This is a genomic window from Bdellovibrio svalbardensis, assembly GCF_029531655.1.
Lineage (GTDB): Bacteria > Bdellovibrionota > Bdellovibrionia > Bdellovibrionales > Bdellovibrionaceae > Bdellovibrio > Bdellovibrio svalbardensis.
This window is the reverse complement of sequence record NZ_JANRMI010000003.1, coordinates 1-24,455: the sequence shown is the minus strand read 5'-3', so window position 1 is coordinate 24,455 and position 24,455 is coordinate 1. Positions and strand designations below refer to the sequence as shown.

Sequence of the window (24,455 nt, the reverse complement as noted above, 5' to 3'; positions counted from 1 at the left end):
TCTTAGTGAGCCGAGTAATCGTATTCTTCAACAACGATGACCACGCCGCGGCCGATGCTGTGGAGGTTGTGGAAAGAATGCGATTTCAAGTTGTTACGGCCGCTCATAAGTTGTTGGAACAGATTCATCATAAGTCCTGTCAGCGTTTGCATTTTCGATTCCCCTTAAGAAGGCTCGGGATCAGTCCCTTGCTCTTTCCTAAAGCTGCCCGAACTCAAACAGGTTCTCAATGGCTGTCTTTATGGTATCACAAAATGATACTAAAGAACTAAAATTGGCTTAAAATAGGCCTATAAGGTCTTTTAATGATACCGATGTTTTCGCGGCAGCCTGTTCAGTTAGAAGTTGGCACCATGTAGAACTTTAAAGCCTGAGGAGCCATATTTAACTTCGATGGCGAACTTCAAGCACCAAGCTCTGTCTTGCAAGCTGATCGATTCGTTCATTTATCAACTCCTTATTGGTGTTATCTAAATTCGCATCCCACTCATCCAGCAAAAGAACTGGAGTCGGATTGTTTGCAACAAACTCCAAATGTTTTAAAATGCGTTCTCCCGTCGACTCACTTCCCAATTGATCACCAATCTCCAGCGATGGGCTGGAGGGCAGATAAAAGGATTCCGGAAGGAAAGCGTTGAGGTGAACTAGTAACGTGGACTTTCCAGCTCCATTGTTTCCAGTGATTAGTATGCGTCCCTTTTTTGTTGTATCTAGATCTTTGATCAATTGTTCAACCGAGTCGAAGGCTTGTCCGTTCAAGCGAATTTTCTCAGGCTTAATTCTTCCCGAAAGGTCTGATTCGGTCAGATGAGAACTCTCCCAGTAGCTCCTAAAACGAGTCGTAAAGGTATTTAAATTTGTGACCTGCTGAAAGACGGAGCGATAGTTGGAAAGAATACTGATCTGTTTGGGAATAGTGACCATGAGGCCTGCCAAATACGAAGCATCTTGAAGATGAGTAACGGTAAGATAGATAATTAAGACGAAAACGGGCAGACAAGAAGCGATGGTTAGAATTAAGACAAGCAACTCGGTTTGGAAGTTTGCCTTGCCTATAAGCTCGTAGGTTTGTTCAAAGTGGCCTTCGAGCTTGCTAATATATTTTTGATTGATCTGAGAGTTCTTGAGGAAAACATTATCCCATGACTTCAAAAGATAGCTGAGGAATCTCATTTTGTTTTCTTGTTCACGTTCAATCAGCTGATCAATCGACGATGAAAGTCTACTAAAGACCCAGTAGGAGACTATCGCAGAGACAGCGAACGCCAGGATGAAGCGGGAATCGACCACCAAAGAGATCGCTAAGATGTTGAGGGCAATAGTCAGTAAGAATAGGAAGATATCAAAGATCGAAAAAGCGATGGCCGTTAGATAGTTCTCGGCCTCAGGTCCAATAGCTGTTTGATACTTTTCCTTTTGTTGATGGTTAGGCCAAATCTTCGCAGATCCTGCAAATTTGAGAAGGCGTAGTTCAATAAATGAATAGTAAGCTTGGAAATAGCCCTGCATCTCTGTCTTCCGCAGAAAAATAGTTACGAAGTGGGGAAGAATCGACAAAATAAGAAATCCGGTAATAAATAAAACAAAGTGGGTAGGCTTATTCAAGTTTTGTCCACTCAGGCTTAAACAAGCCGTACCCATTGCGACGAGTATTTGTTGAATAGTGATCAGCGCAAACATAGTAAAAATAAATTTTTTATTTAAAAGATTAAAAACAATCTTGATCATAAAATCCTCTCATTAGAGACAACGCTCCATTCGGCGAAAACCAAATATCGATTCCAATTAATGACTTGGCGGACACTGTGCCAGTTCGTTTCATCGCAAAAAAATAGAACCATTCGATTTGCTATCGGTGATATCCACTTTGTATCGGGTCCATCGATTGCGGCCCCCTCTTCCTTGTGAAGTAAAAGTTCCCCACCATTCGCGGGTGTCCAATCTCGACCCAGATAATAAAGCATGACGAGCGTACGGTGATCGATGAAGTCATAATGCGGGGGAAATGCAGGTGAGTCAGGCGTCATGCGGCGCAATTGCAAAGCTCCCGATTTATAAATTGAAAGGGCCGAGCCTGAAACCTTCTCCAGCAAGCCCTGAAATTCTTCAGACAAAAGAGCTTCTGCTAAAGCCATATCGGGCAAAGCACGCAGTTGAATCTGCTCCGGATCTTCACTGCCAATTTTGAATTCATGATTTTGAGAAAGAATTCTCTCTTGCAGATTAATAAAGTCATTTAATGCAAAGACATTATCCAAGATGAAATGTTGCCAAGGAGCCTCATGAACTAAAGTGTCTGTTTTTAGGTGGAGTTGATTTTCTTTTCTAAATTTAGGAGAGAGTTGGAGATACATTGTAAATCCTTAAGAAGAAGGACGAGCTAGGGCAGCTCGTCCTTTGAGGTTATTTTTTCTTCAGAAGTTCTTGAAGAGCTTGAGGGATTTCCTCTTTGTCTAGGTCGCGACGACCGTTGGCGTTTGAGCCTTTTCTTTCTTCGTATGTATAGATCATGGTTTTTCTCCTTGTTGGCGGGATCATTCCCGTGTTGGCGGACCTCTAGAGCAAGGGGCGGACCGCGGAGAAAAGCACGAAAAACGGCCTCAATTGCCTTTTTATTGGAGATGGCGTCTGTTAGAGGGCGCAGAGTCTTATTTAAAAGACTCCATTCTTGGATTTAATAATGAGAGAAAGCTATGCCGGCTTCTTTTGCAAATAGCGCAGCCAAGGCCCTGCGGTGAGGGAGGTGATGATGGCCATGATCACCAGGATCGTGAACCACATTTCGCTGATCAAGCCGCTATGGAAAGCCAATTGCGCTAAAAGAACTTCCATCGCTCCGCGAGCACTGAGGGCCACGGAAATGATCCAGGCTTCTTGCTTCGGAAGTTTTAAAAGCTTCGCAGCCAAAAGTCCGCCGATTATTTTGCCAGCGAAAGCCAGCGCAATGGTGCCTAAGGCCAGCCAAAGATTGAAAGACTTCCAAATATTGAGCTGCAGCCCGATTCCGATAAAGAAGATCGGTGCAAAAATCCATCGGCTTGCAATTTCAATATTTCTTAAGAACAAGCCCGGGAGGGGCAAAAACAATTTCCATAAGAGGCCAAGGAAGAAAAATAAAACGGGGAAGTGACTCCAGATCCATGTGGCTTGCTGCTCTTGAGGTAGTACGAACATAAAGCACGCCCAAGCTGCGATATCGCAAAGACTCGCGGCCGCAATAATGATGTGTCCCAAGAGATGGTTGAGCAGGCTTCTTTCGCGCAGGATTTGAATGATCACGGGAAGTGCAGAAACAGACAAGGCAGTGGCAAAGACCCAGCTGCTAACAAAGTCCTCGAACTGAAACAGGGGAGCAACGAAGAGGCCTAAAGCCAAAGGGATTACAAAAGAACCCAGACTGATTCCCAAGACGACTTTCAGGTGTCTGCCCATTCCTTGGAACGAGCACTCCATGCCCGAAACAAAAAGGAATCCGGCCGCGCAGATTTTAAATAGCAACGCCGGAGGAGCTGAAAGATGAAGTCCGCTGGGCCCAAGAATGAGGCCCAAAAGAACGTAGACGGGAAAAGTCATCATACCTAGTCGTCTCTGTATTAAGCTTCGGTCTCAACAATCCAAGTGTCTGGATCGTCAAAGAGTTGTTCGAGCAATTCATCTTCGAAAAGATGATCACCCTCGAAAAGTTCATGCAAGGTGAGAGCCTTCTTCGTGAGTTCTTGATAAGAGTAAGTTCTGCTCAAGTACTCTTCTTTTGACATCGCAGGCTTGACGGGCGGTTTGCTCAGAACTTTCTGGCCATACAAAAGGGTGTCATAGCTATAGCTATTGAAAACCAGAGCCTCGAGAGCGGTATAAGGAGAGTTTGTACCGAAGTTGCTCGCGCTGAGTGGTGGACGTTGATTAAACAAGTCCACAACCATCTGAGCATCACCGATATTTGTATTCTCATTGCACCACTTCCAGTACGGCGTATCGAGTTGCTTGTTGTATTTGTAGTGAATTCCCAGGAACCAGCGGAAGGTGTCCCAAGTTGCTGCGATCTCCTGATTGATACCCGCGATGGAAGCGTAATCAGAGTGATTGTTCGGCATCAACTTACACATAGTCATGATGCTGTGGACTGCTGTTTGGATGGCTGTCGACTCTAAGGGCTCAACGAAGGCGTAAGCATTGCCGATTGCAAAAACATTTTTATTCCAAGCTTGAGCGTGACGTCCTGATCGGAACTCTACCATTTTGTAGTTTTCAAAGTGACCGAACTTCGCGCGTGCTTCAGCTAAAGCAGTCGCTTCGTCACAGTAAAGAGTTGAATGCACATAGCCATGATGGTTTTCACCTCTCATCGGAATAGTCCAGCACCAGCCGTTATTCATCGTCGTGCAGGCCGTATAAGGGGCGATCACGTTATTGTTAGGTGTATCGAAGGTCAAAGCGCGGTTGTTGATCAAAGTTGAATTGAAGGGAATAAATTCCGTCTTTAAAGCCTGACCCAAGATCTTTGAGCGGAAGCCAGAGCAGTCGATATAAAGATCGAAAGAAAGCTTTTGGCCATCGTCTGTTTCCAAAGACGAAACAAACTCTTTGTCGTCCAAGTTCACTTTCACAACTTCAGCATCCAGGATCTCGATGCCTCTTTGCTTTACGGTTTTATTCAGGAAGCGAATCAGGTTTTTGTTGTCGATATGGTATGAAAACGGGATGCTCGGCAAAAGAGATGTCAAAGACCCGTCTTTTTCGCGAACCACCGGAATCTTCTTTGCGTCCATCAAAACCGAGGCCCAATTCGCATTGTTGATGGAGTCTTCGTAGTAATAAGACTCCTGCTGGTGACCGGCGAAGAAATTGAAATTGAAGTGGTAATCTCCGTTTTCATCTTTGGGACAACCCCAGTCGAAGCGAATTCCCAATTTCAAAGTCGGTTGAACTTCATGGAAGAAAGTTTGTGGATCAATACCCAAAGTTCTGTGCAGGAACGGAACGATCTCAGTCGTTGTTGATTCACCCACGCCGATAACCGGGATTTTGCTGGACTCGATAACGGAAGTTTTAATGCCTGGGTGAAGTTTTTTAAGTGCCAAAGCTGTTAGGTAGCCTGCGGTGCCCCCGCCCAGGATGCCGATGGTCTTAATTTCAGTTTTTGGGCATTTGGGAAAGTCTAAATAGCTAAGGTCAAAAGCACTGTCGATATGGTCTGCTGTCGAAGTCATATTCTATCCATTTAGGTATGGGATTTTTTTAAGCAATTTGCTATTGAATGCCCCAGATTGCAAAGCAATTTCCTGCTCTTGGCAGGAAGGGCGGTGGAGGGCTGGGAATAGCCATTTGGAGGCCACTCAGCCATGGATTTCTTGCACGATCGGGTCTAGAAGGTTCGCATTGTAAATATGAATATGTTTTATTAGACCAGTGTCCAAGCCTAAAGAATGTCTACTCAATCCCCCTAAAAGTTAGTTAAGATTTCGTTAATGACTCGTTGGCGGGAATATTTTCTAACATTATTGGTGGCTGTGCTTTTTGCACTGTTTGTGCGCAGTTTTTTAATCACAGCCTATAAGGTTCCCACGGGTTCTATGCAGCCGACCTTGAAGCCTGGAGATTTCATCTTCTCGTCTCGCATAGCTTATGGTTTGCAGCTTCCGTTTACGCAAAAAAAATTAGATACCAGTTTTCCTTCGCGGGGCGATTTGGTGGTCTTCAGTTATCCCAATCAGCCAGAGATCAATTACGTCAAGCGGGTCGTCGGCTTACCTGGTGACCGCGTGCAAATTAAGCAAGGTCGTTTGATATTGAATGAAGAGGCGTTCCAATACGAAAAGCTTCAAGACACGAAAGTGGACAATCCTAATCACGAGCTTTTTGACGTCTTTCAAGAACAGTACAAAGACTTTGGCTGGCGTGTGATTTTTCAAAAACATGATGAGGACAAAGATTTTGGTCCAATCATCGTGCCGCCCGGTGAAGTGTTCCTGTTAGGGGATAATCGCGATGCCAGTGACGACTCGCGGTACTGGGGCACAGTTCCAGCCTCCCAAGTGGTGGGCAAAGTTGTTTTAATTTGGTTATCTTTGGACTGGCAGCAAAAATGGGGCGGCGAGCGTTATCCTTCGGTGCGTTGGAACAGAGTTTTTCTTCCCGTGCATTGACAACATGGTTCGAGGTCCCTAGGCTAAGGTTCTAGATGTCATCTAGGAAAACGAACTCCCTCATAGATCTAATTTCCCTCGAAAAAGAAAAAATCAGCACTCTATTCTCTTTCGCTGATCTGATTTCTGAAAATAAATTGTCATTTGAAAAGGGCTTCGGCAAAACCGGAGCCCTTTTGTTTTTTGAAGCCAGCACCAGAACGCGAATGAGCTTTGAAACCGCTTGTGCGCGCCTGGGAGTTTATCCATTGCTTTTAGACGGGAAAGCGGGAACCAGTCTCGAAAAGGGTGAAACTCTTGAAGATACTGTTTTAAATGTGGCCGCGATGAAGCCCTCGTTCTTGGTGGTTCGAAGCGGAGACGATTTAGATCTTCGTGATGTCGCTCGAAAGCTCTCAATGCCAGTTGTTAATGCCGGTTGGGGCAAAGTGGGACATCCTACGCAGGCTCTTCTTGATGCCTACACAATTCGTAAGCATTTGGGCACATGTGAAGGACAAAGAGTCCTCATCGTTGGAGATGTTCGTCATAGCCGAGTTGCCGCTTCTCATTTTGAACTTGCGACGAAACTTGGCTATGAAGTGGCTCTATGTGGGCCGAAAGACTTTTTACCTTCGACACCGACAGTGAAGGTTTTCTCTTCACTGAAAGAAGGGCTGGAATGGGCCTCCGTTGCCATGGCTCTTCGAGTTCAGCTCGAACGTCATGCGATTGAATACTCTTTGGCGGATTATCGTGAGCAATTTGGTTTTACAAAAAAGAATTTGCAGAGCTTATCGGCGCAAGCTTTGATTATGCATCCCGGGCCAATCAATCAAGGCACGGAGCTGGATAGCGACATTTTGCAGGATCCTCGTTGTCAGGTGTTGGATCAGGTTTCCAACGGAGTTTTTGTTCGTCAAGCATTGCTACACAGTATTTTAGTTGAGTTATAGAGGGGCATTTATGGCAGCGTATCTCGTTCTGGAAAGTGGAGAAGTTTATAAAGGAGCTTGGCAGGGCGGTGAAGATCGTGCTGGCGAAGTTGTATTTAACACTTCTCACTCGGGTTACGAAGAAATTGCCACTGATCCCTCTTATTTTTCGCAAATTGTGGTAATGACCGCCCCGATGATGGGCAATTACGGCGTCGAAGATGCCGTGTGGGAGTCTCGCAAATTGTGGATTGAAGGATTTATCTGTCTGGAAGTGCAAGACAGTGAACGCGACCATGCTTGGAAATCTCGCCTCACTTCAAATGGCATTCCGTTGGCAACTGAAATGGATACTCGTGCGCTGGTTTTAAGACTTCGCAGCGGAGGAACTCCGTGGGGAGCTTTGGTCGAAGCCGCTTCAGAAGACGAAGCAAAGCAAAAAGCCGGGACGCTGATTGCTGCGAAAAAAACCATCGATAAAGACTGGGTCTACCAGGCATCGCGCAAGGAAGCGGAAGTCCGCAAGGGCGACAACTTGGTGGGACCTCGGGTTGCAGTTTTGGATTTTGGCAGCAAAGAAAACATTTTGCGTGAATTGCAGAATCGCTGCTCTGAAATCAAGATTTTCAACAGTCGAGCCTCAGTTCAAGAGATCATGGACTACAAGCCAGATGGCATCATGCTGACAAATGGTCCCGGCGATCCGGCCGATGTCAAAGTGGCGATCGGCACGGTGAAAGAGCTTTTAGGAGTGAAACCCATTTTTGGAATCTGCATGGGGCATCAAATTTTGGGTCTGGCCCTGGGTGGGAAGACTTACAAGATGAAATTTGGTCATCGTGGCAGCAATCACCCGATTCAGGACAGTCTGCTACAGCAAATTTACATGACCAGTCAAAACCACGGTTACGCGGTCGAACAGTCAAGCCTGCCTGCTGACGTTAAAGTGACTCAATTAAATCTAAATGATGGCAGTGTGGCAGGTTTTTATAGTGAAAAAAGAAAGTGTTTGGGAATACAATATCATCCGGAAAGTTGCCCAGGACCGCATGAAGCATCTGGGCTATTTAGCTATTTTGTAGAGCGGATGTTATGAACGAATATGAAAAAGTAATAGAAAAGATTCTCAATCACTTTGTCGGTGAGGCCTTTAAGGACGAGCTGGCGACAGCAAAGAGCGAATTTTTCGCCAATGCAGGCACTTTAGACGAAAATTCAGAGCATTTTGAATCTCGCATGGCACAGTTCTATGACTGGTACTTTTTCACCAGAGAACTTCTGGGCTACAAGCAAACTCCGCTTGAAGCTTGCCACTTGGTGCGCGAACTTCGATTCTCTGAAGAAGAGCTGAATATTATCGAAATTTTGAAGAAGCACCGCCACTCTTTGTTCGAATTTATCAAAATTAAAAATGGCGATGTATATATCAAAGACTTGCTTGCGAACAAAAAATTGGTCGTGAAAGCATCTCCTTTTGTTTTTGGTTTTGATCCTGATGAGGTTTTTGAAGTGCGCCTGATTCCTGTGGGAGATTCTTTTATCTTCACACGCGGCTTCTGCTTCCATCCGGAAAGTGCCAAGAAGTTCATCTTGAGCGAAGTTAAACGCCATCGCAAAGATCCAGATTTGGATCCGGATGTGATGATGTTGAGACTGATCAAGATGAGATACAAATTTGAACAGTATAAACACGTAAGACCCGAAATGATTTACTCCAATGAGGGTAAATTAGGGATTTAATCTATCGAGGAGGAAGAGTGCCGAGATCCAATAACGTAAATAGAGCCAATATCAGGAAAGTTTTAATTATTGGCTCCGGACCCATCGTCATTGGACAAGCCTGCGAGTTTGATTACTCCGGCACTCAAGCCTGCAAAGCTCTTATGCAAGAGGGGCTTGAAGTCATTCTGGTGAATTCCAATCCAGCGACGATCATGACTGATCCTGAAGTCGCCACCAGAGTTTATGTCGAGCCTCTTAAGGTCGATTATCTGGAAAAAATCATCGATAAAGAACGGCCTGATGCAGTCATTCCCACTCTGGGCGGACAAACGGCTCTGAATTTGGCTCTTGAGCTTCATGCCAAGGGCATTCTGCAAAAATATAAGGTGCAACTGCTCGGGGCCACGCCGGAAGTTATCAAAGCTGGCGAAGATCGCGAAATCTTCCGTGGTCTTTTGGATAAAATTGGCGCCGGATATCCGAAAAGTCATTTGGTCAGAACCTTCGAGCATGGTTTGCAAGTTGCTGACGATCTCGGTTATCCGATGATCCTTCGCCCCAATTATACCTTGGGTGGTGGTGGCGGCGGGATTGCCTATTCTCCAGAAGAATATAAGAAAATGCTCGTGGGCGCGCTTCATGAAAGCCCGACTTCAGAAGTCCTTGTTGAGGAAAGTATTCTTGGCTGGAAAGAGTATGAACTGGAAGTGATGCGCGATTATAAGGGCACCTTCGTCGTTGTCTGCAGCATCGAGAATCTTGACCCTTGCGGAGTTCATACCGGCGACAGCATCACTGTGGCGCCCCAGCAGACCCTGAGTGATCACGAATATCAGGCGATGCGTGATGAAGCTTGCAAGATCATCAATGAAGTGGGCATTCAAACGGGGGGAGCGAATATTCAGTTCGCTGTTCATCCGAAAACCCGCCAACGCGTGGTTATTGAAATGAACCCGCGTGTAAGTCGCTCTTCCGCTCTGGCAAGCAAGGCGACAGGTTTTCCGATTGCAAAAATCGCAGCCCTTCTGTGCTTGGGATATAGCCTTGAGGAATTGAAGAATGACATCACCAAAGTCACTCCTTCCTGCTACGAACCTGCGTTGGATTATGTTGTTATTAAAATTCCAAGATTTGCCTTTGAAAAATTCCAAGGATCCAAAGACTCTTTGACGACACAAATGAAAAGCGTCGGGGAAGTGATGGGCATTGGGCGCACTTTGCAAGAGTCCTTGATGAAAGCGTTGTCCAGCCTGGAAAAAGACCCTCAAGCTATATCAGAAGTTGAATTGGAGATCGGCAAAGTTTCCTATCCCAACAGTCATCGTATCTATCATCTTTTCCAAGCGTTCCGTGATGGAAAAACCGTGGCAGAGATTGAAGAACTGACCGGCATTAATCCCTATTTCTTAGAGCAAATTGAAGGTCTGATTAAGTTTGAGAAAAAATTCAAAAATGAATTTAACGAAGACAATCAAGACCTTTTAAGAACAGGGAAGCGCAAAGGATTCACGGATGCCCGGTTGGGTTTTTTGGTTGGTAAAACTGAAATTCAAATGCGTGAGCTGCGAGAAAAAAACAAACTTTTCCCTAGTTACCTCCAAGTGGATACTTGTGCTGGAGAGTTTGAGTCTTCGACGCCTTACTTCTATTCATCTTACTGGTCGACGGTTTCAGCTTCGATTGAGGCAAAGGACGCTGTTGTTATTATCGGTAGCGGTCCGAATCGCATCGGTCAGGGGATTGAGTTCGACTACAGCTGTGTCCGCGGCGTAAAGGCATTCCAAAAAAATGGCAGCAAAGTTGTTATGGTGAATTCAAACCCAGAAACCGTTTCGACCGACTACGACACATCTGATGTCTTATTCTTCGAGCCTTTGACGGCTGAGAGTTTGATCGAAATCATGCGCTTTATGAAGCCTCGAGGCTTTGTTGCTCAATTGGGTGGGCAAACCCCGATTAACATTGCACCTGATTTGGTGAAGGCCGGCTATCAACTTCTTGGATCTTCCTTGGCCACAATTGATTTGGCGGAAGATCGCGGTTTGTTCACGAAGATTTGCCAAGAACTGAATTTTGCGATTCCAAATTCTGCGATGTCAGGTTCCTTGGAAGACGCTTTGATGAATGAAAAAAAAGTGGATTATCCCATGATCTGCCGTCCAAGTTATGTTTTGGGCGGTCGCCGCATGGAGGTGATTGAAAATCGCGATGAGCTGATTTCTTACTTCCAAAGACACGCAGATTATATTTCACCCGACAAACCTTGCATGATGGATCAATTCCTGGCCGGTGCTTTGGAAGTGGATGTGGATTTGGTGCGCGGAGACGATTGGACTCTGATTGGTGGCGTGGTTGAGCATATCGAAGCTGCGGGAGTGCACTCCGGCGATTCGATGGGGGTTCTTCCGCCGCAACGTTTGAAGCCAGAAACTTCGGCGCGTATCGAAGACCTAAGTATTCAGCTGGCAAATCGCATTGGTGTGATCGGGCATCTCAATCTTCAATTGGCCGTAAAAAATGATATCGTTTATATTCTCGAAGCCAATCCAAGAAGTTCACGTTCGGTTCCCTTCGTGGCAAAAGCGACAGGCATTCCACTGATTGATTTGGGCGTGGCGGCGATGTTGGGCAAGAAAAAGAAAGATCTTCATCTCGAAGGTTTGAATTGGAGAAACGCGCCGGCGGTTTCCGTAAAAGGTGTGGTGTTTCCGTTCAAGAAGTTCCCTGAAGCAGATTCGATTCTAGGGCCAGAGATGAAGTCTACGGGTGAAAGCATGGGGCGAGGCAAGGACTACTCCGAAGCTTTAGCGAAGGCCTTTCTTTCAAGTAACATAAGACTTCCAAAATCAGGTCAGGTCTTCTTCTCACTCAGAGATAAAGACAAGGATATGATGTTGCCATTGGCGCGTGAACTTCAGCGTATGGGCTACGGAGTTTCTGCGACCACCGGAACCGCGTCCTTCTTCAACGATAAAGGAGTCAACTGCCTGTCCTTGAAGAAGGTGGATGAGGGGCGTCCTCATTGTGTGGATAAAATTCGTTCGGGAGAGGTGGCCTTTGTAGTTAACACGACTTCAGGTCGCCGTGCTATTGAAGCCAGCTTCGACATTCGTCGAGCTTGCACGGACTACAATATTCCATGCCTCACTGAAAGTGATGCGGCCGAGGCCTTTGTTCTTGCCTTGAAAAATGCCAGAAATGAGTCATCATCAGTCGAAGCGTTACCTTCGATGGAGGCATTTTGATTAAGCAAACTCTTCTCGCACTAGCATCGGTTCTCTTCTTTTCCAGCGCTCAAGCTCAAACTTTGGTGGCTGCTGTGGAAAAAGCTCCTTCGGAAATCACTATTGGTGTGATTCCTGGTGGCAATCCCGAGATTTTACGCGAGCAGGGTTTGGCTTTGGCAAAAGAGCTTCAAGCGAAGATCAATATTCCCGTGAACATTTACGTTTCCAAAAACTATGCTGGCTTGGTTGAGGCGATGAAGACGAAAAAAGTGGATTTTGCTTTCTTCTCTTCATCGACTTATGTACACGCGGAAGAGCAAGCTCAAGCCAAAGTGCTCCTTAAGAAAGTATGGAATCATCCATATTATTATGCGACGGTGATTGTTCCGGTGAAATCCAAAATTAAAAAGTTGGAAGATCTGAAGGGTAAAACCATCGCCTTTGTCGATGAGCAGTCTTCCTCTGGATATCTTTATCCTAAAGTGGCTCTGCAGAAAAAAGGACTGAATGACAAGTCCTTCAAAGAAGTGATTTTCAGTGGCAATCACAGTGCATCCGTTCAATTATTGGAAGCTCATAAGGTCGATGCAGCGGCTGTTTTCAGTGATGATGAGCAGGGTAAAGAAGGCGCTTGGATTCAGTTTGGAGCGAAGCAAAAATACCGCATTATTTGGAAAAGTGCACCGATTCCTAACGATCCCTTCTGTGTTCGTCAGGATTTCTATGATGAATATCCTAAGATCACCCATACTTTGATGTTTGCGCTGATTGATATTCTTGATCAAGCGACAGATAAAAAGATTTATTCTGAAATTTTGGGGACGCAGACCTTGATGCCTGCCACTTCTAAACAGTATGATCCTGTTAAGGAGATGGTGAAGGCTCTTAATATCGAGCTAAAACCTTAAGCAAGAATGGCAGCATTAACAGTCGAAGGACTTAATAAAACCTTTCGCGGGGGTCTTTTTGAAAAAGACCGTCACGTTTTGCGCGATGTCTCGTTTTCTCTTCGAGAAGGTCAAACAACAGGCTTCGTTGGAAGCAATGGTTCGGGTAAAACCACGACTATTAAATGTCTTTTTGATTTCATTCACCCTGACAGTGGAACCATTCGTTTTTTTGGTCAGGAAATTGGGAATGAAGTCAAAACCCGTATCGGTTATTTGCCTGAACGTCCTTACCTCTACGAATTCCTCACCGGCGAAGAGTTTTTGAAGCTGCACTGGAACCTTTGCTATGGATCCGTGACCAAAGACTTCGCGGAACGCGCGAAAGAAAGCCTGCGCAAGGTGGATCTTCTTGAAGCAAAAGATCGTCGCTTGCGCACCTATTCAAAGGGCATGCTGCAAAGGGTGGGAATTGCTCAGGCTATTCTCACTCGTCCCGATCTTTTGATTCTAGATGAGCCCATGTCGGGACTGGATCCTGATGGTCGTGCGATGGTTAAAGACATTCTTCGTGAAGAGCAAAAGCGAGGAATGACCTTATTTTTCAGCAGCCATCTCTTGCAAGACATGGAAGAGCTTTGTTCGGATCTTGTAGTTATCAATAAAGGACAGATTCTCTATAAAGGGGATTTGCCGACATTCATGTCTGAATTCCAAAGCCTCGAAAAGGCCTTCCAAGTTTTGAAAAACAAGGGGGCCATGGATGTTTAAAGTTCTCACTTTGGCTAAGACCACGTTGCGTGAAATGCTTCGTGAAAGAGTTTTCCTTGTTGTTGTCGTCATTGCCGTGATTCTTTTTGCCCTCAGTTTTTTATTGGGTGCTTTATCGTTGGCAGAACAGCGAAAAATTCTGGCAGACTTTGGTTTCCTGGGAATTCAGGTCGCTCTTTTGGGGGTCTCGTTGTTTTCAGGGGCCTATCTTTTGGCTAAAGAGATTGAAAAGCAGACCTGCTTGTTGATTCTTTCCCGCCCTGTGACCCGAGATCAGTTTATTTTAGGAAAAATTTTTGGTGTCCTCGCTTTGAATGTGATCCTGGTCACTTCTTTGGGAATTCTGTTGGCACTCTTGTTGGGCCTGTGGAACGAGCCTCAAAGGTGGGGGACTTTCTTTGAGATCTGCTTGAGCCTGTGGATGGAAAGCGCCGTATTGCTTTGCCTGGTGATCGGCCTCAGTCTTGTGGTTAGACCCGTTTTGGCGCTATCATCGGGCTTTGTCATTTTCTTGCTGGGTCACTGGCTTTCCGATCTGGCTTTCTTTGCCGAAAAAAGCAAAGAGGCAATTTTCGTGACCGCAGTGAAAGCTCTTCATTGGGTCGTGCCGAATCTGTACCGTTTGAACTGGAAATCAGATTACTTCCTCGAAAATGGAATTCCTTTTGCGAATATTCTATGGATGCTCGGGCATATGCTTGGCTGGTTCCTGATTTATCTTGTTTTCACTAACTTCTTCTTCAGGAGAAAAGACATTGTCTGAGCTGGATACCTTTTTTTATGTGATGTTTTTTGTCCTGGGTGCAATCTTTGGAAGTTTCGCCAATGTTATCATTTTGCGTCTTCCAAAAGAGGAAAGCATCGTTAAGCCGCGCAGCTATTGTTACAGCTGTAAGACTCCGATCAAGTGGTACGATAATATTCCAATTCTGAGTTGGTTTATTCTCAAAGGGAAATGTCGAAAGTGCGGTGCGAAGTTTTCCTTCCGTTATCCTCTGGTTGAAATTATCACCGGTGTTCTCTTTGCTTTGAGCTATCATTATGCGGGTTGGACCTGGAACTTGCCCGAGTACTTAATCTTCATATTCGGCCTCGTGGTTTGCACTTTTATCGACCTGGATCACATGATTTTGCCTGATGAGTTTACGTTGTCGGGGATCGTGATTGGATTGATTGGGGCGGCCCTAAACCCTCAGCGTGAATTCATGGAAGCCTTTTGGGGTGTTCTCATGGGCGGTGGTTTTTTGTGGGGAATGGCTTATGTATACTATCTGATGACTAAGCAGGAAGGCATGGGTGGGGGAGATATTAAACTCCTTGCCTGGATCGGTGCCTTGTTGGGTTGGAAGGCCATTCCGTTTGTTATAATGTCTTCTGCCATCATTGGAAGTGTCATTGGTATCATCGCTGCCCGAAAACAAAAGGCTGGACTAAAGACTGTAATTCCCTTCGGTCCTTACCTCGCCTTAGGTGCGGTGATCTACCTGTTTGGCGGCCAGACTATCGCATTGTGGTACCTAGACCTTTTTCTTCCGGGCTTAATCTAACTTCTAGCTAGACCCTTGTTTGACATTCTATTCCAGACCATAAATAATTTTAATATGTTAGACCTGCGTCTAAAGACGTTGGTCTTTAAAATTGTCAGCGTGGAACACAACTGGGGAAGCAACTAGGTAATGTTTTTTAAATCAAAGAAAGTCATCGGACTCGATATCGGTACGAGTTCAATCAAATTGGCTGAAATGGACTTCTCTGGAAAAGGAGCCCAACTGCTTTCTTTTGGTTTTGCGCCAACTCCTCCGAACGCCGTTTCTGGCGGTGAAATTGTCGACATTGCTTCCGTCGGATTGGCTGTTCAGTCTTTGATTAATGAAGTTGGTTCCAAGCGAAAAAACATTGCGACGGCGATGTGGGGAACTGCGGTTATCGTTAAGAAAATCACGATTCCAAAAATGGATAAAAAGATGGTCAAAGACCAAATCCGTTTTGAAGCTGAACAATATATTCCTTTTGATATCAATAACATCAGCTTAGCCCATCATATTCTGGCAGGAAGCAGCTCGCCTGACACGATGGACGTCCTTTTGATCGCCGCTCAAAATGAACTAGTCACTCAATACACTCAAGTTATCGAGATCAGCGGGCTGACTTGTGGCGTGCTCGACGTGAGTGGTTTTGCTCTGGCGAACTCTTTTGAATTGAACTATGGAAAACTTCCAGGTGAAGTTGTTGGGATCTTGAACTTTGGTGCCTCCATCACAAACTTCGTGGTGATTCAAAACGGCGAAGTGATTTTCTGCCGTGATATCCCTGTGGGTGGTGCCAACTACACGAATGAGATCCATAAAGCGATGGGTGTGACTATTCCAGAAGCTGAAGCTTTAAAGCTGAGTGCGGTTTCAAAGCGAGAAGTTCCAGACGATGTGCATGCAGTGATCAGCGCGACGAATGAAGCCGTGACTGAAGAGATTCGCAGTAGTTTGGATTTCTTAAGTGCCACCACAAATGGCCTTACATTGAATCGTTGTTTCTATACAGGTGGAAGCTCTTCAACATCGGGCTTGGTTGACACTGTCGCACGTGTGACAGGAATTCCAATGCAGCAGTTCAATCCGTTTATTAGAGTGAAGGCAAATCCTAAAAAGTTCTCTCCAGAATATCTTGAGCAAATCAGTTCATTTGCCGGGGTTGTTACGGGTTTAGCCCTTCGTGAAGTGGGGGATAGCTAATGATTAAAATCAATCTAGCATCCTCCGGTGTAGGAACAACAGCTTCAGTTAATGCTTCTTTGGGAATTTCAACGGATGGATTCTTATCGCCGGAAGAAACTCGCAAGGAGGCTTTAAAGCGTCTTGTGATCATGTTGATCCCGGCCTTGGCGCTTTATGCTTATCAAGAGCAAAATGTTCCGCAAAAGCAAAGCGAACTCAACGCCAAGACGCAAATGTTGAATGAGTTGACAGCCTACAATGCGAAGCAAAGTGCATCAGTTGCAGAGATTAAGAAGTTTAAAGAAGACGAAGCTTTGATCGAAGCCCGTATTGCGGCTTTGGATAAGATCTCAAAAGATCGTCATCGTGAAATTCGGGTCCTGGATCTGCTGCAACAAGTGATACCTGAAAAGGCGTGGATCACACAAATTAAAATCACTCCGGAAAAAGTGACTGTGCAAGGACTTGCGCTCAGTGATTTTGAGGTCTCTGGTTTTCTAGAGGCTTTGACAAAAAGTGTCTTTTTGATGGACGTAAATCTGGTGAACTCAAGCGAGTCTCTGGTTGATGGGGTCAGTCTCAAAAAGTTTGAGATTAGCTGTCTGTTGGAGAAGCCATTATGAATAAGTTTTTTGAAACAATTTCTGCTTATACATTTGGCAAATCTTTTATCATCGGTCTGGCGATCTGTGGCTTTTTCTATTTCACTCTTTATGACGACGGCGCCGTAGTTGATGGTCAAATTGCCACAATTAATGAGCAGCTAAAAACTGAAGAGGCGAAAAAGAAAGATACAGATGCGACTTTGAAGCAAGTACGTGAAATGCAAGATAAGGTCGGTCGCTTGAGCACTCAGTATCAAGAGATCTCGCGTCGGTTGCCATCAGCTTTGTACTCGATTGATATTAATAAATCGATCGATGGTTTTGCCCGGAATGCCGGTGTGAATGTTAAATCGAAAAAGCCGGGTGATAATATCCGTAAAGAGGTTGTGGAAGAAGTACCCGTCGAGGTCAGCCTTGAGGGAACTTATTCGGAGCTGGCTCAATTTGTATTCTTGGTTTCTTCCGCTGAGCGCATGTCTCGAGTGAAAGATATTACGATTACTGATCCAGGAACCGGTGCGAAAAAATTGAAATTTGACGGGCAAGTGGTGGGTTATAAGCTCGCCCCTGAAAAGCCTAAAGCGGAGAAACAGTGAAGTCGGTAAGATGGATGATGTCTTACATTTTAGTAGCCTCGTTGGGACTGTGGCTTGCCTTTGCGGTGAGCATGAAGTTCATGGCTCCGGCTCACTCTCAGGAAGCTCCTTCATCGGGAGATCTTCCTCCAGAGTTTTTGAAAGAAGTTGAAGCAACGCAAGTTCCTGCGGCAAAAACGGGGGTGAAACCTGCGGCTAGTCCGACACCAGGTAAAGCAGCTCCGCCAGCAGTTCCCCCTTCAGCCCCGAAGGCTGGAGAGGCTCAGCAAGTTCCGCCACCGCCTCCGACGCCGACTGAAGAAATGCCATTGGGCGATTCAGTGACAGCGCCTCAAGCGACAACGGGAACAATGCCGCGTGATGAATACATCTATGATCCAACGGGTAAAAGAGATCCATTCAAGCCTTTCCGTATGGCGCGTCCTACAGGGAAAGTGGAAAAAACAGAAGTTCCTTTGGAGCCTTTGCAGCGTTGGGAAGTGGATCGTTTGCAGATCGTGGGAATCTTGTGGGATGTCAAAACCCCAAGAGCGATGGTGAAAGATCCGGATGGTGCAGTTTATACTGTTGTTAAGAACTCAAAAATTGGTCGCAGTGAAGGATTTGTTGCGGCTATACGCGAGGGTGAAATTGTCGTCGTAGAAACGAAATACGATGACGGCAAAGCCACTAAAGAAACCCGCGTGATGGAATTTAAAAAATAAAATTCTCTTTGTAAGGAGGAACTAATGAACGGATTCATTAGATTTATGATCGTAAGTGCAATGATTGCCACTTTGACTTCTTGTGCAAGTCATCCTTCTCGTGGTGGCGGCGACGATCTGTCCCTTGATGATACTGATTCTACTGCTGAAGTTGCTTCTGCTGATGGCGGATCTTCTTCTGGCGCGACTGATGAATTCTCAGACTTTGATGAGACTCCAGAAGACAAACAAGCGAAGGCGAAATCTGAACCTCCTCCGGCAGAGGCTCCCGCAGGAGACCAGGATTTGGCAATTGAAGAGGAAGTCAGTCAAGCCGGTGCTGAAAAGCAAGCTCAGCAACCACCGGCTCCAGTCATTGAAGAGGCTGCGCCAACGGAAGATCCGTTTGCGAACAGCGGCATTGCAGATGCTCCGGCTCCGGTTCCAACCCAGGAACCAGCTCATGGAACAGTTCCTGCTCCTATGCAGGAATCTATTCCAGCAGCACAGCCAGTGGCGCAAAATGCCGCAACTCCTGCAACAATCACAGATTTGAAATTTAAGGCCAACGAAACAGGTGGAACTGTGATCGTTCAAGGGGATCGTCCTTTGACTTTCACAACACGTACGAATCCGGATCTTCATCAATACATCGTTGAAGTGGATAATGCGATTCTTCCTGATCGTTTGAAGCGCTCATTGAACACCCGCGATATCAAAGGGGCGGTAGGTGCTATCGATGCCTACCAGAATCCAGGGTCTACAACAGCTCGTTTCGTTATCCAAATGCGCGAAGGAGTTTCAGAACCAGCGGTGCAGACAGAAGGAAGCAGCCTTTTGATCGTGGCATCAGGTTCCGCACCTCAGCCAGTGGTTGACCATGAGAATCAAGAATCAGGTGAGTCACAGATTTTGCCAAATCAAAGCCTGACAGAGTTTTTGGCGGGTAACAGTCAATTCTACGGTAAGAAAATTTCCATCGAAACAAACAGCATGGACATCCGTGACGCTTTGAACTTCATCACAGAAGAAAGCGGCGTGAACATGGTTCTTTCCGACGAAGTTAAAGGCAACGTCAGCCTCAAACTTCGCCAGGTGCCTTGGGACCAAGCTTTGGTTGTGATCATGCGCGCACGTAAATTGGGCTACACTCGCCAAGGAAACGTTTTGCGTATTGCTCCTCTTGCAGACTTGAAAGCCGAAGAGGATGATGCAAACAAGTTGGCAGCCGCTCGTAAAAATCTAGAGCCTCTTAAAGTTCGCATGTTCCCAATCAGTTACGCGAAAGTGGATGAGCTCGAAAAGAAGATCAAAGACTTCCTCGGCGATCGCGGTAAAGTGGTCGGCGATATGCGTACGAACGCTCTCGTTGTCACAGATATTGAAGACAACTTGGAAAGAATCGCTAAGTTGATTTCAAGTCTTGATACTCAGCCACAACAAGTCTTGATTGAAGGTAAGATCGTAGAAGCTCAGGAAGACTTCGCTCGCGACATCGGTGTGAGCTGGTCGTCTTCGGGATCAACAATCAAACTGGGCAACTCAAGTCGTGGCCCGGTGAACATGACTCCTAAGTTTGCAGTCAATCCAGGCAAGGGTTCCGGTGGTACCAACTTAGATTTCGGTCTTGATATCGGTACACTGGACGTTTTCGGAAGTATTACAGCGGCGTTAGCCTTGTCTGAATCCGAGAATAAAGTGAAGGTATTGGCATCTCCACGTATCTTTACAATGAGCAATGAAAAGGCTGACATCAATCAAACTACTGAGGTGCCAGTTAAGCAGGTGACGATTAATGGGACATCAAACCAGACATCGTTCCAGTTTAAGCCATTGACCCTCAAATTAGAGGTTACTCCACAGGTAACTTCTGATGGATCTGTTATAATGAAAATTGCAGTAAACAGACAATTCCAAGGAGCTGTCGTGGATGCCGCATTGGGAAGCTTTTCAGTAAATTCTCGTGAAGCGAACACACGTGTTCTTGTGAAGAACGGTCAAACCGCTGTTATCGGTGGTATCTACCAAAGCGATGCGACAGATGGTGAAACGGGAGTTCCATGGTTCCGTGAGGTCCCAGTGGTTGGCTGGTTGTTTAAAACCAAGAGTATCCGTAAGACTAAATCTGAACTGTTGATTTTCATCACCCCAAGAATTATGGGACAAGTTGACGGTGGCTCTACAACGAAAGATCTATAGGAGGTCACCATGAAAGCATTCATTCTGCTCGGTCTCCTAGCAAGCTTCTTAACCGCCTGTGCCGCAGGGGAGGAGAGTGTTTCCGTCAGCTCCTCCGTATCAACGGCACAGCTGATTCCCAGCCCGGCCACAAGCTGTTTGGCAATCAAGCAAGCCACCTCGGGCACCACTCCCAGTGCAGACATCTCAGCGGCTTATTTTAGAATCCCACGCATCACCTTCACAAAGAAGAATGTGGATAAGGACCTCTATATCAGCTTGATCACAATCACGATGAATATCCCGGGTTCCAGCGCTCCCTTTGAGTGCAAGGTGGGGGGCGATGCGTTGGCAGCTTTGAGTAATGACGCCAATTGGTGGGGAACAGGTACAATCCATGACTCGAAAGTCCCAGCGGGGACAGAGACCTTTACAACCAACTGTCCTCTTTATTGCGGAGGTATCAGTTCGGTGACTCCATTTTTCACCACGGCGACAATGGAAATCCTAGGCTACGAACAAGCCGCTGGAAGTGATGAACAGGAGCCCGTTAAAACGACCACTATTTTCAACGTTCAAAACGCCTTCTAAAGATTTTTAAAAATGAAACTAAAAAAGCTGCGCCTAAAAAACGCAGCTTTTTTTATGGGCGCAAGCAAGAGATAGAATTTGGATAGCTAGAGCTATTTCCAATTTGCACGATGGCATAGCAGATAGTTCCATCTTGCTGTTTGATTTGCACGACATTCGTTAGAGTCATATTTCCAGTCGCATCTGGCAATGCCACCACTTCGACCTTGGTGGAATCTGAAAAGTTAGAGCTGGATTTAGGAGTGCTGTCCGCGGCATGGGCTGAAAGACTGAGTAAAAAAACGCCTGTGAGTAAACATTGAAACTTCATAAAGGCTCCTTGGTTAAACTGCTTTCCCGAGGGGGAGAATACCTCCAAAGTAAATCCTCCAGCAACGGTGTTTGTCATAAAACCGAGCATAATTGGTTTGAGCGAGGTATCTTTTCTGGCAATGTTGGTCTATAAGGCAGGCATGGACTTGTTTTCAGCCTCCGCATCCGCGCTTTCCTCCTCCCCTTTGTCAGAGATCCTTCGGCCGAAGAATCTCGATGAAATCATTGGCCAAGAAAAAACCATCGGCGCCTCTTCAAAACTGGGGCAGATGCTGCGTAAAGGATATTTGCCAAGTCTCATTATTTGGGGCCCTCCAGGCACTGGAAAGACCACCTTTGCACTCGCGCTGTCACAACACTTCAACGCGCACTTTGTAAATTTGAACGCCGTAGACACGGGTGCAAAGGCGCTGCGTGAGGTGGGGGAGCAGGGAAAAGACCGCCGATTGCAGTTTCAACAAAAAACCGTTCTTTTTGTTGATGAGATTCACCGCTTTAACAAGTCTCAGCAAGACGTTCTTCTTCCCTTCGTGGAAAAAGGGGATCTCGTTCTGGTGGGGGCTACGACCGAAAACCCCAGCTACGAGCTCAATCGCGCCCTCCTAAGTCGTTGCCGCGTGGTTGTCTTTGAGCGCCTCAGTGAACAAAATCTTAGACAGATTGTTGAACGCGCGGGAGCTCACTATAAAAAACCTCTCGATCAGATTCTGATCCCAGAAGCCATAGAGAATCTTTTGCAATACTCCGACGGAGATGCGCGAAGACTTATTAATAGTCTCGAGATTCTCTATAATTTCACAAAAGATTCTGCGGGAGAGCTTCTCGACGTCAATGAGATGCGCGAGCTTCTTCAGCAAAACCCCCTCGGCTATGACAAAAGCTCCGAGATGCATTACGACCTGATTTCGGCGTTCATAAAAAGTATTCGCGGAAGCGATCCCGATGCCGCAGTTTACTACTTAGCGAGAATGTTGGATGGCGGAGAGGATCCTGTTTTCGTCGCAAGACGTTTAATTATCTCTGCCTCCGAAGATGTCGGGAATGCTGATCCCAGAGCCATCTCTGTGGCGATGTCGGGACTTCAAGCTGTTGAAGCCATCGGGCTGCCCGAAGGCGCAATCACTCTGGCTCAGGTGACCACTTACCTTGCCTCATGTCCCAAATCCAACGCTTCTTATATGGCTTTAAATCATGCGCGAGAGCTCGTGGAAAAAACCAGAACTTTACCGGTGCCGCTGCACCTAAGGTCCGCAAAGACCGCTCTGGCCAAAGAACTTGGCTACGGCAAAGACTATAAATATCCGCACAACTATCCAACAGGATGGGCCGAGCAAAGTTATTTGCCTGAAGAAATTAAAGATACAAAGCTCTATGAGCCCACAACTCACGGCTTCGAAAAAACCATACGCGAATATTTAAATTGGATGAAAAACCGCCGCACTGAAGGACAGTAGCGGCAAAGCTTTCAACTCAGACATGCTAACTGAAAATGGCGGAGTTCCTGACTGAAGTTCGTCGCATTAAAAACGCGTGAAAGATGCTCATTGCTTACACCCACAGAGGGATGTGTGGATCGGAGTTGATCTTGGGTGACAAGTATTCAGCTTACTAAGTGATGTCATATTATGACGGGGGCTCTTTTGGGGAATCTTGTTTGGAATTTAACAAGCTCAGCGTATACGACTGACCTTTCGATCAGTCGTCGATCATTTCCAACTAACTAAATAGCTCTCAGTGCGCAGATGCAAACACAAGGCACAGTTCCATGCGCTGTGTGTGCATGTTTTGTATTCGCAGGAATTTCCACGCGGTCACCAGGACGCAAGACAAACTGATTGCCAGAGATGTTAAAAAGCATTTCTCCAGAAACGATAATTCGTACCTCAGCAAAAGGGTGGCGATGATCCGGAACCTTTGTCTGTGGCTCGTAGATTTCCTCATAGGGCTCTAAGCCTTCTGATTCAAGAATCATATAAACTTGTTCTCTGCTTGGTATTATAGGTGCTTGCCAACGTGTGATGATCATATCTCTGCCTTGTTAATATCGAATATTGTTATCTCAAATCGAAACGGGAGAAACAAGTCACACCGCAAATGATCTCGTCTTGAAACGACTTTGCGATTTTCTATTCAAATTGCGACAGGGCAAGAGACCTGATTCTCATCTTTTTTTGTTTTCCCGTTAAGTAGCTCCATAGATTGTCGATACCTCTATTGTTGGAAGGACCCTAATATTAGGGGGGGGATATTTTGAGTAACTCTAAGTCAAAGTCGACACACGCTGAGCTAGATCACATCTTGAATTTTGTCGACTCATCAAAGGGTCTTCGTGCGAAGATCAATGAGTCGGGTCGAGTGCAGATTCGTCAGGATCTGGACAGCAAACTATTTACTTTCAGTTCTCAAGATCTCGGTGAAGTTCTTCACCGTGCAGATTCAGAGGGAAAGCCGTTCATTCAGGTGAACTTTAAGAATGGATCAAAAGTCCTTCTTACAGAGACACTTGTAGGATTCAAACCTATCGAAACATTAGGTTTGGATATGGGCAGAATCCCTAAAGTGGTAACAACCCCAGATCTAGTCAGTGTCTATGAAGCTATTGAGGAATCAATGGGGGCTGATAATGGATTGGATACAGAGGTTGAGATCCTTAAAAAGGTCTACATGGCGATCATCGCCGGTGGCGAAAAGGTGGGTTTTGACTTAAGTACTGAACGTAAGTGGTTAAACAGACTACTTGCGTCAAAATTCAAAGCCAGCGCCTAGAATTCAGTAAAATCAAATACTTAAATTCAAATTTGCAATAAACGAGGCCAAAAACCTCGTTTATTTATTAAGCAGTTTGCAATGAGTCATTAAACTTTCGAAAAAAAGCCATTGACCTTTTGCGGGGGTTGCGCGAAAACCATCTCCACTTTGGGGGCATAGCTCAGTTGGGAGAGCGTCTGATTTGCATTCAGAAGGTCGCAGGTTCGATCCCTGTTGCCTCCACCAAGTTTTCTTTCTTTTGGACTTTTGTCTTACGACGAAAAAATAAAAAAAAGAATGTTGACGGGGACAAAAAACAGAGTAAAGTCTGTTCCTCGGCGCCGCTGAAAAGCGGCAAACGATATTG

24 protein-coding genes and 1 tRNA gene are annotated in these 24,455 nt (G+C 45.8%); 18 read left to right on the top strand and 7 right to left on the bottom strand.

Annotated elements, in window-relative coordinates:
* Positions 1-2: 2 nt before the first annotated feature.
* The 5 genes from NWE73_RS10195 to NWE73_RS10175 form a co-directional block, all read right to left on the bottom strand.
* The gene (locus tag NWE73_RS10195; protein WP_277578214.1) at positions 3-152 is read right to left on the bottom strand and encodes a hypothetical protein; all 150 of its coding nucleotides are present in this window, start codon (positions 150-152) and stop codon (positions 3-5) included.
* Positions 153-384: 232 nt separating this feature from the next.
* Complete coding sequence (locus tag NWE73_RS10190) at positions 385-1,728, bottom strand: hypothetical protein (RefSeq protein ID WP_277578213.1); 1,344 nt, start codon at positions 1,726-1,728, stop codon at positions 385-387.
* A complete protein-coding gene (locus NWE73_RS10185) occupies positions 1,725-2,354 on the bottom strand; it encodes a 2OG-Fe(II) oxygenase (protein ID WP_277578212.1) in 630 nt (209 codons plus the stop codon). The genes NWE73_RS10190 and NWE73_RS10185 overlap by 4 nt, the downstream gene beginning before the upstream one ends.
* Positions 2,355-2,691: 337 nt before the next feature.
* Positions 2,692-3,594 carry a cation:proton antiporter gene (locus tag NWE73_RS10180; RefSeq protein ID WP_277578772.1) on the bottom strand — a complete coding sequence of 301 codons (903 nt, stop codon included), beginning with the start codon at positions 3,592-3,594 and terminating at the stop codon, positions 2,692-2,694.
* Positions 3,594-5,207 carry a tryptophan halogenase family protein gene (locus NWE73_RS10175; RefSeq protein ID WP_277578211.1) on the bottom strand — a complete coding sequence of 538 codons (1,614 nt, stop codon included), beginning with the start codon at positions 5,205-5,207 and terminating at the stop codon, positions 3,594-3,596. Before NWE73_RS10175 ends, NWE73_RS10180 begins: the two co-directional genes overlap by 1 nt.
* Before the next feature lie 258 nt (positions 5,208-5,465).
* Between NWE73_RS10175 and lepB the strand changes: the two genes are divergently transcribed.
* From lepB to NWE73_RS10100, 15 genes are all read left to right on the top strand, one after another.
* Positions 5,466-6,143, top strand: a complete 678-nt coding sequence (gene lepB, locus NWE73_RS10170; protein ID WP_277578210.1) for a signal peptidase I — start codon at positions 5,466-5,468, stop codon at positions 6,141-6,143.
* A gap of 35 nt (positions 6,144-6,178) precedes the next feature.
* Positions 6,179-7,078, top strand: coding sequence for an aspartate carbamoyltransferase catalytic subunit (locus NWE73_RS10165; protein WP_277578209.1), 900 nt, complete (start codon positions 6,179-6,181; stop codon positions 7,076-7,078).
* A 10-nt stretch (positions 7,079-7,088) separates the two neighbouring features.
* On the top strand, positions 7,089-8,153 hold the full coding sequence (gene carA, locus NWE73_RS10160) for a glutamine-hydrolyzing carbamoyl-phosphate synthase small subunit (protein WP_277578208.1): 1,065 nt from the start codon (positions 7,089-7,091) through the stop codon (positions 8,151-8,153).
* The gene (locus NWE73_RS10155; RefSeq protein ID WP_277578207.1) at positions 8,150-8,797 is read left to right on the top strand and encodes a hypothetical protein; all 648 of its coding nucleotides are present in this window, start codon (positions 8,150-8,152) and stop codon (positions 8,795-8,797) included. Before carA ends, NWE73_RS10155 begins: the two co-directional genes overlap by 4 nt.
* Before the next feature lie 17 nt (positions 8,798-8,814).
* On the top strand, positions 8,815-12,024 hold the full coding sequence (gene carB / locus NWE73_RS10150; RefSeq protein ID WP_277578206.1) for a carbamoyl-phosphate synthase large subunit: 3,210 nt from the start codon (positions 8,815-8,817) through the stop codon (positions 12,022-12,024).
* Complete coding sequence (gene phnD, locus NWE73_RS10145; protein ID WP_277578205.1) at positions 12,021-12,914, top strand: phosphate/phosphite/phosphonate ABC transporter substrate-binding protein; 894 nt, start codon at positions 12,021-12,023, stop codon at positions 12,912-12,914. The genes carB and phnD overlap by 4 nt, the downstream gene beginning before the upstream one ends.
* A gap of 6 nt (positions 12,915-12,920) precedes the next feature.
* A complete protein-coding gene (locus NWE73_RS10140) occupies positions 12,921-13,664 on the top strand; it encodes an ABC transporter ATP-binding protein (RefSeq protein ID WP_277578204.1) in 744 nt (247 codons plus the stop codon).
* Positions 13,657-14,427, top strand: coding sequence for an ABC transporter permease (locus NWE73_RS10135; RefSeq protein WP_277578203.1), 771 nt, complete (start codon positions 13,657-13,659; stop codon positions 14,425-14,427). Before NWE73_RS10140 ends, NWE73_RS10135 begins: the two co-directional genes overlap by 8 nt.
* On the top strand, positions 14,420-15,211 hold the full coding sequence (locus tag NWE73_RS10130; protein ID WP_277578202.1) for a prepilin peptidase: 792 nt from the start codon (positions 14,420-14,422) through the stop codon (positions 15,209-15,211). Before NWE73_RS10135 ends, NWE73_RS10130 begins: the two co-directional genes overlap by 8 nt.
* Before the next feature lie 129 nt (positions 15,212-15,340).
* Entirely contained in the window at positions 15,341-16,393 is a 1,053-nt protein-coding gene (pilM, locus tag NWE73_RS10125; protein ID WP_277578201.1) for a type IV pilus assembly protein PilM, read from the top strand.
* Positions 16,393-16,998, top strand: coding sequence for a PilN domain-containing protein (locus NWE73_RS10120; RefSeq protein WP_277578200.1), 606 nt, complete (start codon positions 16,393-16,395; stop codon positions 16,996-16,998). Before pilM ends, NWE73_RS10120 begins: the two co-directional genes overlap by 1 nt.
* The gene (gene pilO, locus NWE73_RS10115; RefSeq protein ID WP_277578199.1) at positions 16,995-17,576 is read left to right on the top strand and encodes a type 4a pilus biogenesis protein PilO; all 582 of its coding nucleotides are present in this window, start codon (positions 16,995-16,997) and stop codon (positions 17,574-17,576) included. The genes NWE73_RS10120 and pilO overlap by 4 nt, the downstream gene beginning before the upstream one ends.
* On the top strand, positions 17,573-18,280 hold the full coding sequence (locus NWE73_RS10110) for a pilus assembly protein PilP (protein WP_277578198.1): 708 nt from the start codon (positions 17,573-17,575) through the stop codon (positions 18,278-18,280). Before pilO ends, NWE73_RS10110 begins: the two co-directional genes overlap by 4 nt.
* Before the next feature lie 24 nt (positions 18,281-18,304).
* Positions 18,305-20,458, top strand: coding sequence for a type IV pilus secretin PilQ (gene pilQ / locus NWE73_RS10105; RefSeq protein WP_277578197.1), 2,154 nt, complete (start codon positions 18,305-18,307; stop codon positions 20,456-20,458).
* Positions 20,459-20,467: 9 nt separating this feature from the next.
* A complete protein-coding gene (locus NWE73_RS10100) occupies positions 20,468-21,028 on the top strand; it encodes a hypothetical protein (RefSeq protein WP_277578196.1) in 561 nt (186 codons plus the stop codon).
* A gap of 52 nt (positions 21,029-21,080) precedes the next feature.
* Here NWE73_RS10100 and NWE73_RS10095 read toward each other — a convergent pair whose 3' ends face one another.
* Complete coding sequence (locus NWE73_RS10095) at positions 21,081-21,338, bottom strand: hypothetical protein (protein ID WP_277578195.1); 258 nt, start codon at positions 21,336-21,338, stop codon at positions 21,081-21,083.
* A gap of 142 nt (positions 21,339-21,480) precedes the next feature.
* Between NWE73_RS10095 and NWE73_RS10090 the strand changes: the two genes are divergently transcribed.
* Positions 21,481-22,794: a replication-associated recombination protein A gene (locus tag NWE73_RS10090; protein WP_277578194.1), complete on the top strand. Its 1,314-nt coding sequence runs from the start codon at positions 21,481-21,483 to the stop codon at positions 22,792-22,794.
* 266 nt (positions 22,795-23,060) lie between these two features.
* Here NWE73_RS10090 and NWE73_RS10085 read toward each other — a convergent pair whose 3' ends face one another.
* Complete coding sequence (locus NWE73_RS10085; protein WP_277578193.1) at positions 23,061-23,312, bottom strand: cupin domain-containing protein; 252 nt, start codon at positions 23,310-23,312, stop codon at positions 23,061-23,063.
* Positions 23,313-23,590: 278 nt separating this feature from the next.
* Between NWE73_RS10085 and NWE73_RS10080 the strand changes: the two genes are divergently transcribed.
* The gene (locus tag NWE73_RS10080) at positions 23,591-24,106 is read left to right on the top strand and encodes a hypothetical protein (RefSeq protein WP_277578192.1); all 516 of its coding nucleotides are present in this window, start codon (positions 23,591-23,593) and stop codon (positions 24,104-24,106) included.
* A gap of 152 nt (positions 24,107-24,258) precedes the next feature.
* Positions 24,259-24,334 (top strand) — tRNA-Ala (locus NWE73_RS10075).
* Positions 24,335-24,455 lie beyond the last annotated feature (121 nt).

Bases quoted from the DNA above. Each gene is read 5' to 3' on its own strand.
- NWE73_RS10195 (WP_277578214.1), bottom strand. From the start codon at position 152: ATGCAAACGCTGACAGGACTTATGATGAATCTGTTCCAACAACTTATG.
- NWE73_RS10190 (WP_277578213.1), bottom strand. From the start codon at position 1,728: ATGATCAAGATTGTTTTTAATCTTTTAAATAAAAAATTTATTTTTACT.
- NWE73_RS10185 (WP_277578212.1), bottom strand. From the start codon at position 2,354: ATGTATCTCCAACTCTCTCCTAAATTTAGAAAAGAAAATCAACTCCAC.
- NWE73_RS10175 (WP_277578211.1), bottom strand. From the start codon at position 5,207: ATGACTTCGACAGCAGACCATATCGACAGTGCTTTTGACCTTAGCTAT.
- lepB (WP_277578210.1), top strand. From the start codon at position 5,466: ATGACTCGTTGGCGGGAATATTTTCTAACATTATTGGTGGCTGTGCTT.
- NWE73_RS10165 (WP_277578209.1), top strand. From the start codon at position 6,179: ATGTCATCTAGGAAAACGAACTCCCTCATAGATCTAATTTCCCTCGAA.
- carA (WP_277578208.1), top strand. From the start codon at position 7,089: ATGGCAGCGTATCTCGTTCTGGAAAGTGGAGAAGTTTATAAAGGAGCT.
- NWE73_RS10155 (WP_277578207.1), top strand. From the start codon at position 8,150: ATGAACGAATATGAAAAAGTAATAGAAAAGATTCTCAATCACTTTGTC.
- NWE73_RS10140 (WP_277578204.1), top strand. From the start codon at position 12,921: ATGGCAGCATTAACAGTCGAAGGACTTAATAAAACCTTTCGCGGGGGT.
- NWE73_RS10135 (WP_277578203.1), top strand. From the start codon at position 13,657: ATGTTTAAAGTTCTCACTTTGGCTAAGACCACGTTGCGTGAAATGCTT.
- pilM (WP_277578201.1), top strand. From the start codon at position 15,341: ATGTTTTTTAAATCAAAGAAAGTCATCGGACTCGATATCGGTACGAGT.
- NWE73_RS10120 (WP_277578200.1), top strand. From the start codon at position 16,393: ATGATTAAAATCAATCTAGCATCCTCCGGTGTAGGAACAACAGCTTCA.
- pilO (WP_277578199.1), top strand. From the start codon at position 16,995: ATGAATAAGTTTTTTGAAACAATTTCTGCTTATACATTTGGCAAATCT.
- pilQ (WP_277578197.1), top strand. From the start codon at position 18,305: ATGAACGGATTCATTAGATTTATGATCGTAAGTGCAATGATTGCCACT.
- NWE73_RS10100 (WP_277578196.1), top strand. From the start codon at position 20,468: ATGAAAGCATTCATTCTGCTCGGTCTCCTAGCAAGCTTCTTAACCGCC.
- NWE73_RS10095 (WP_277578195.1), bottom strand. From the start codon at position 21,338: ATGAAGTTTCAATGTTTACTCACAGGCGTTTTTTTACTCAGTCTTTCA.
- NWE73_RS10090 (WP_277578194.1), top strand. From the start codon at position 21,481: ATGGACTTGTTTTCAGCCTCCGCATCCGCGCTTTCCTCCTCCCCTTTG.
- NWE73_RS10085 (WP_277578193.1), bottom strand. From the start codon at position 23,312: ATGATTCTTGAATCAGAAGGCTTAGAGCCCTATGAGGAAATCTACGAG.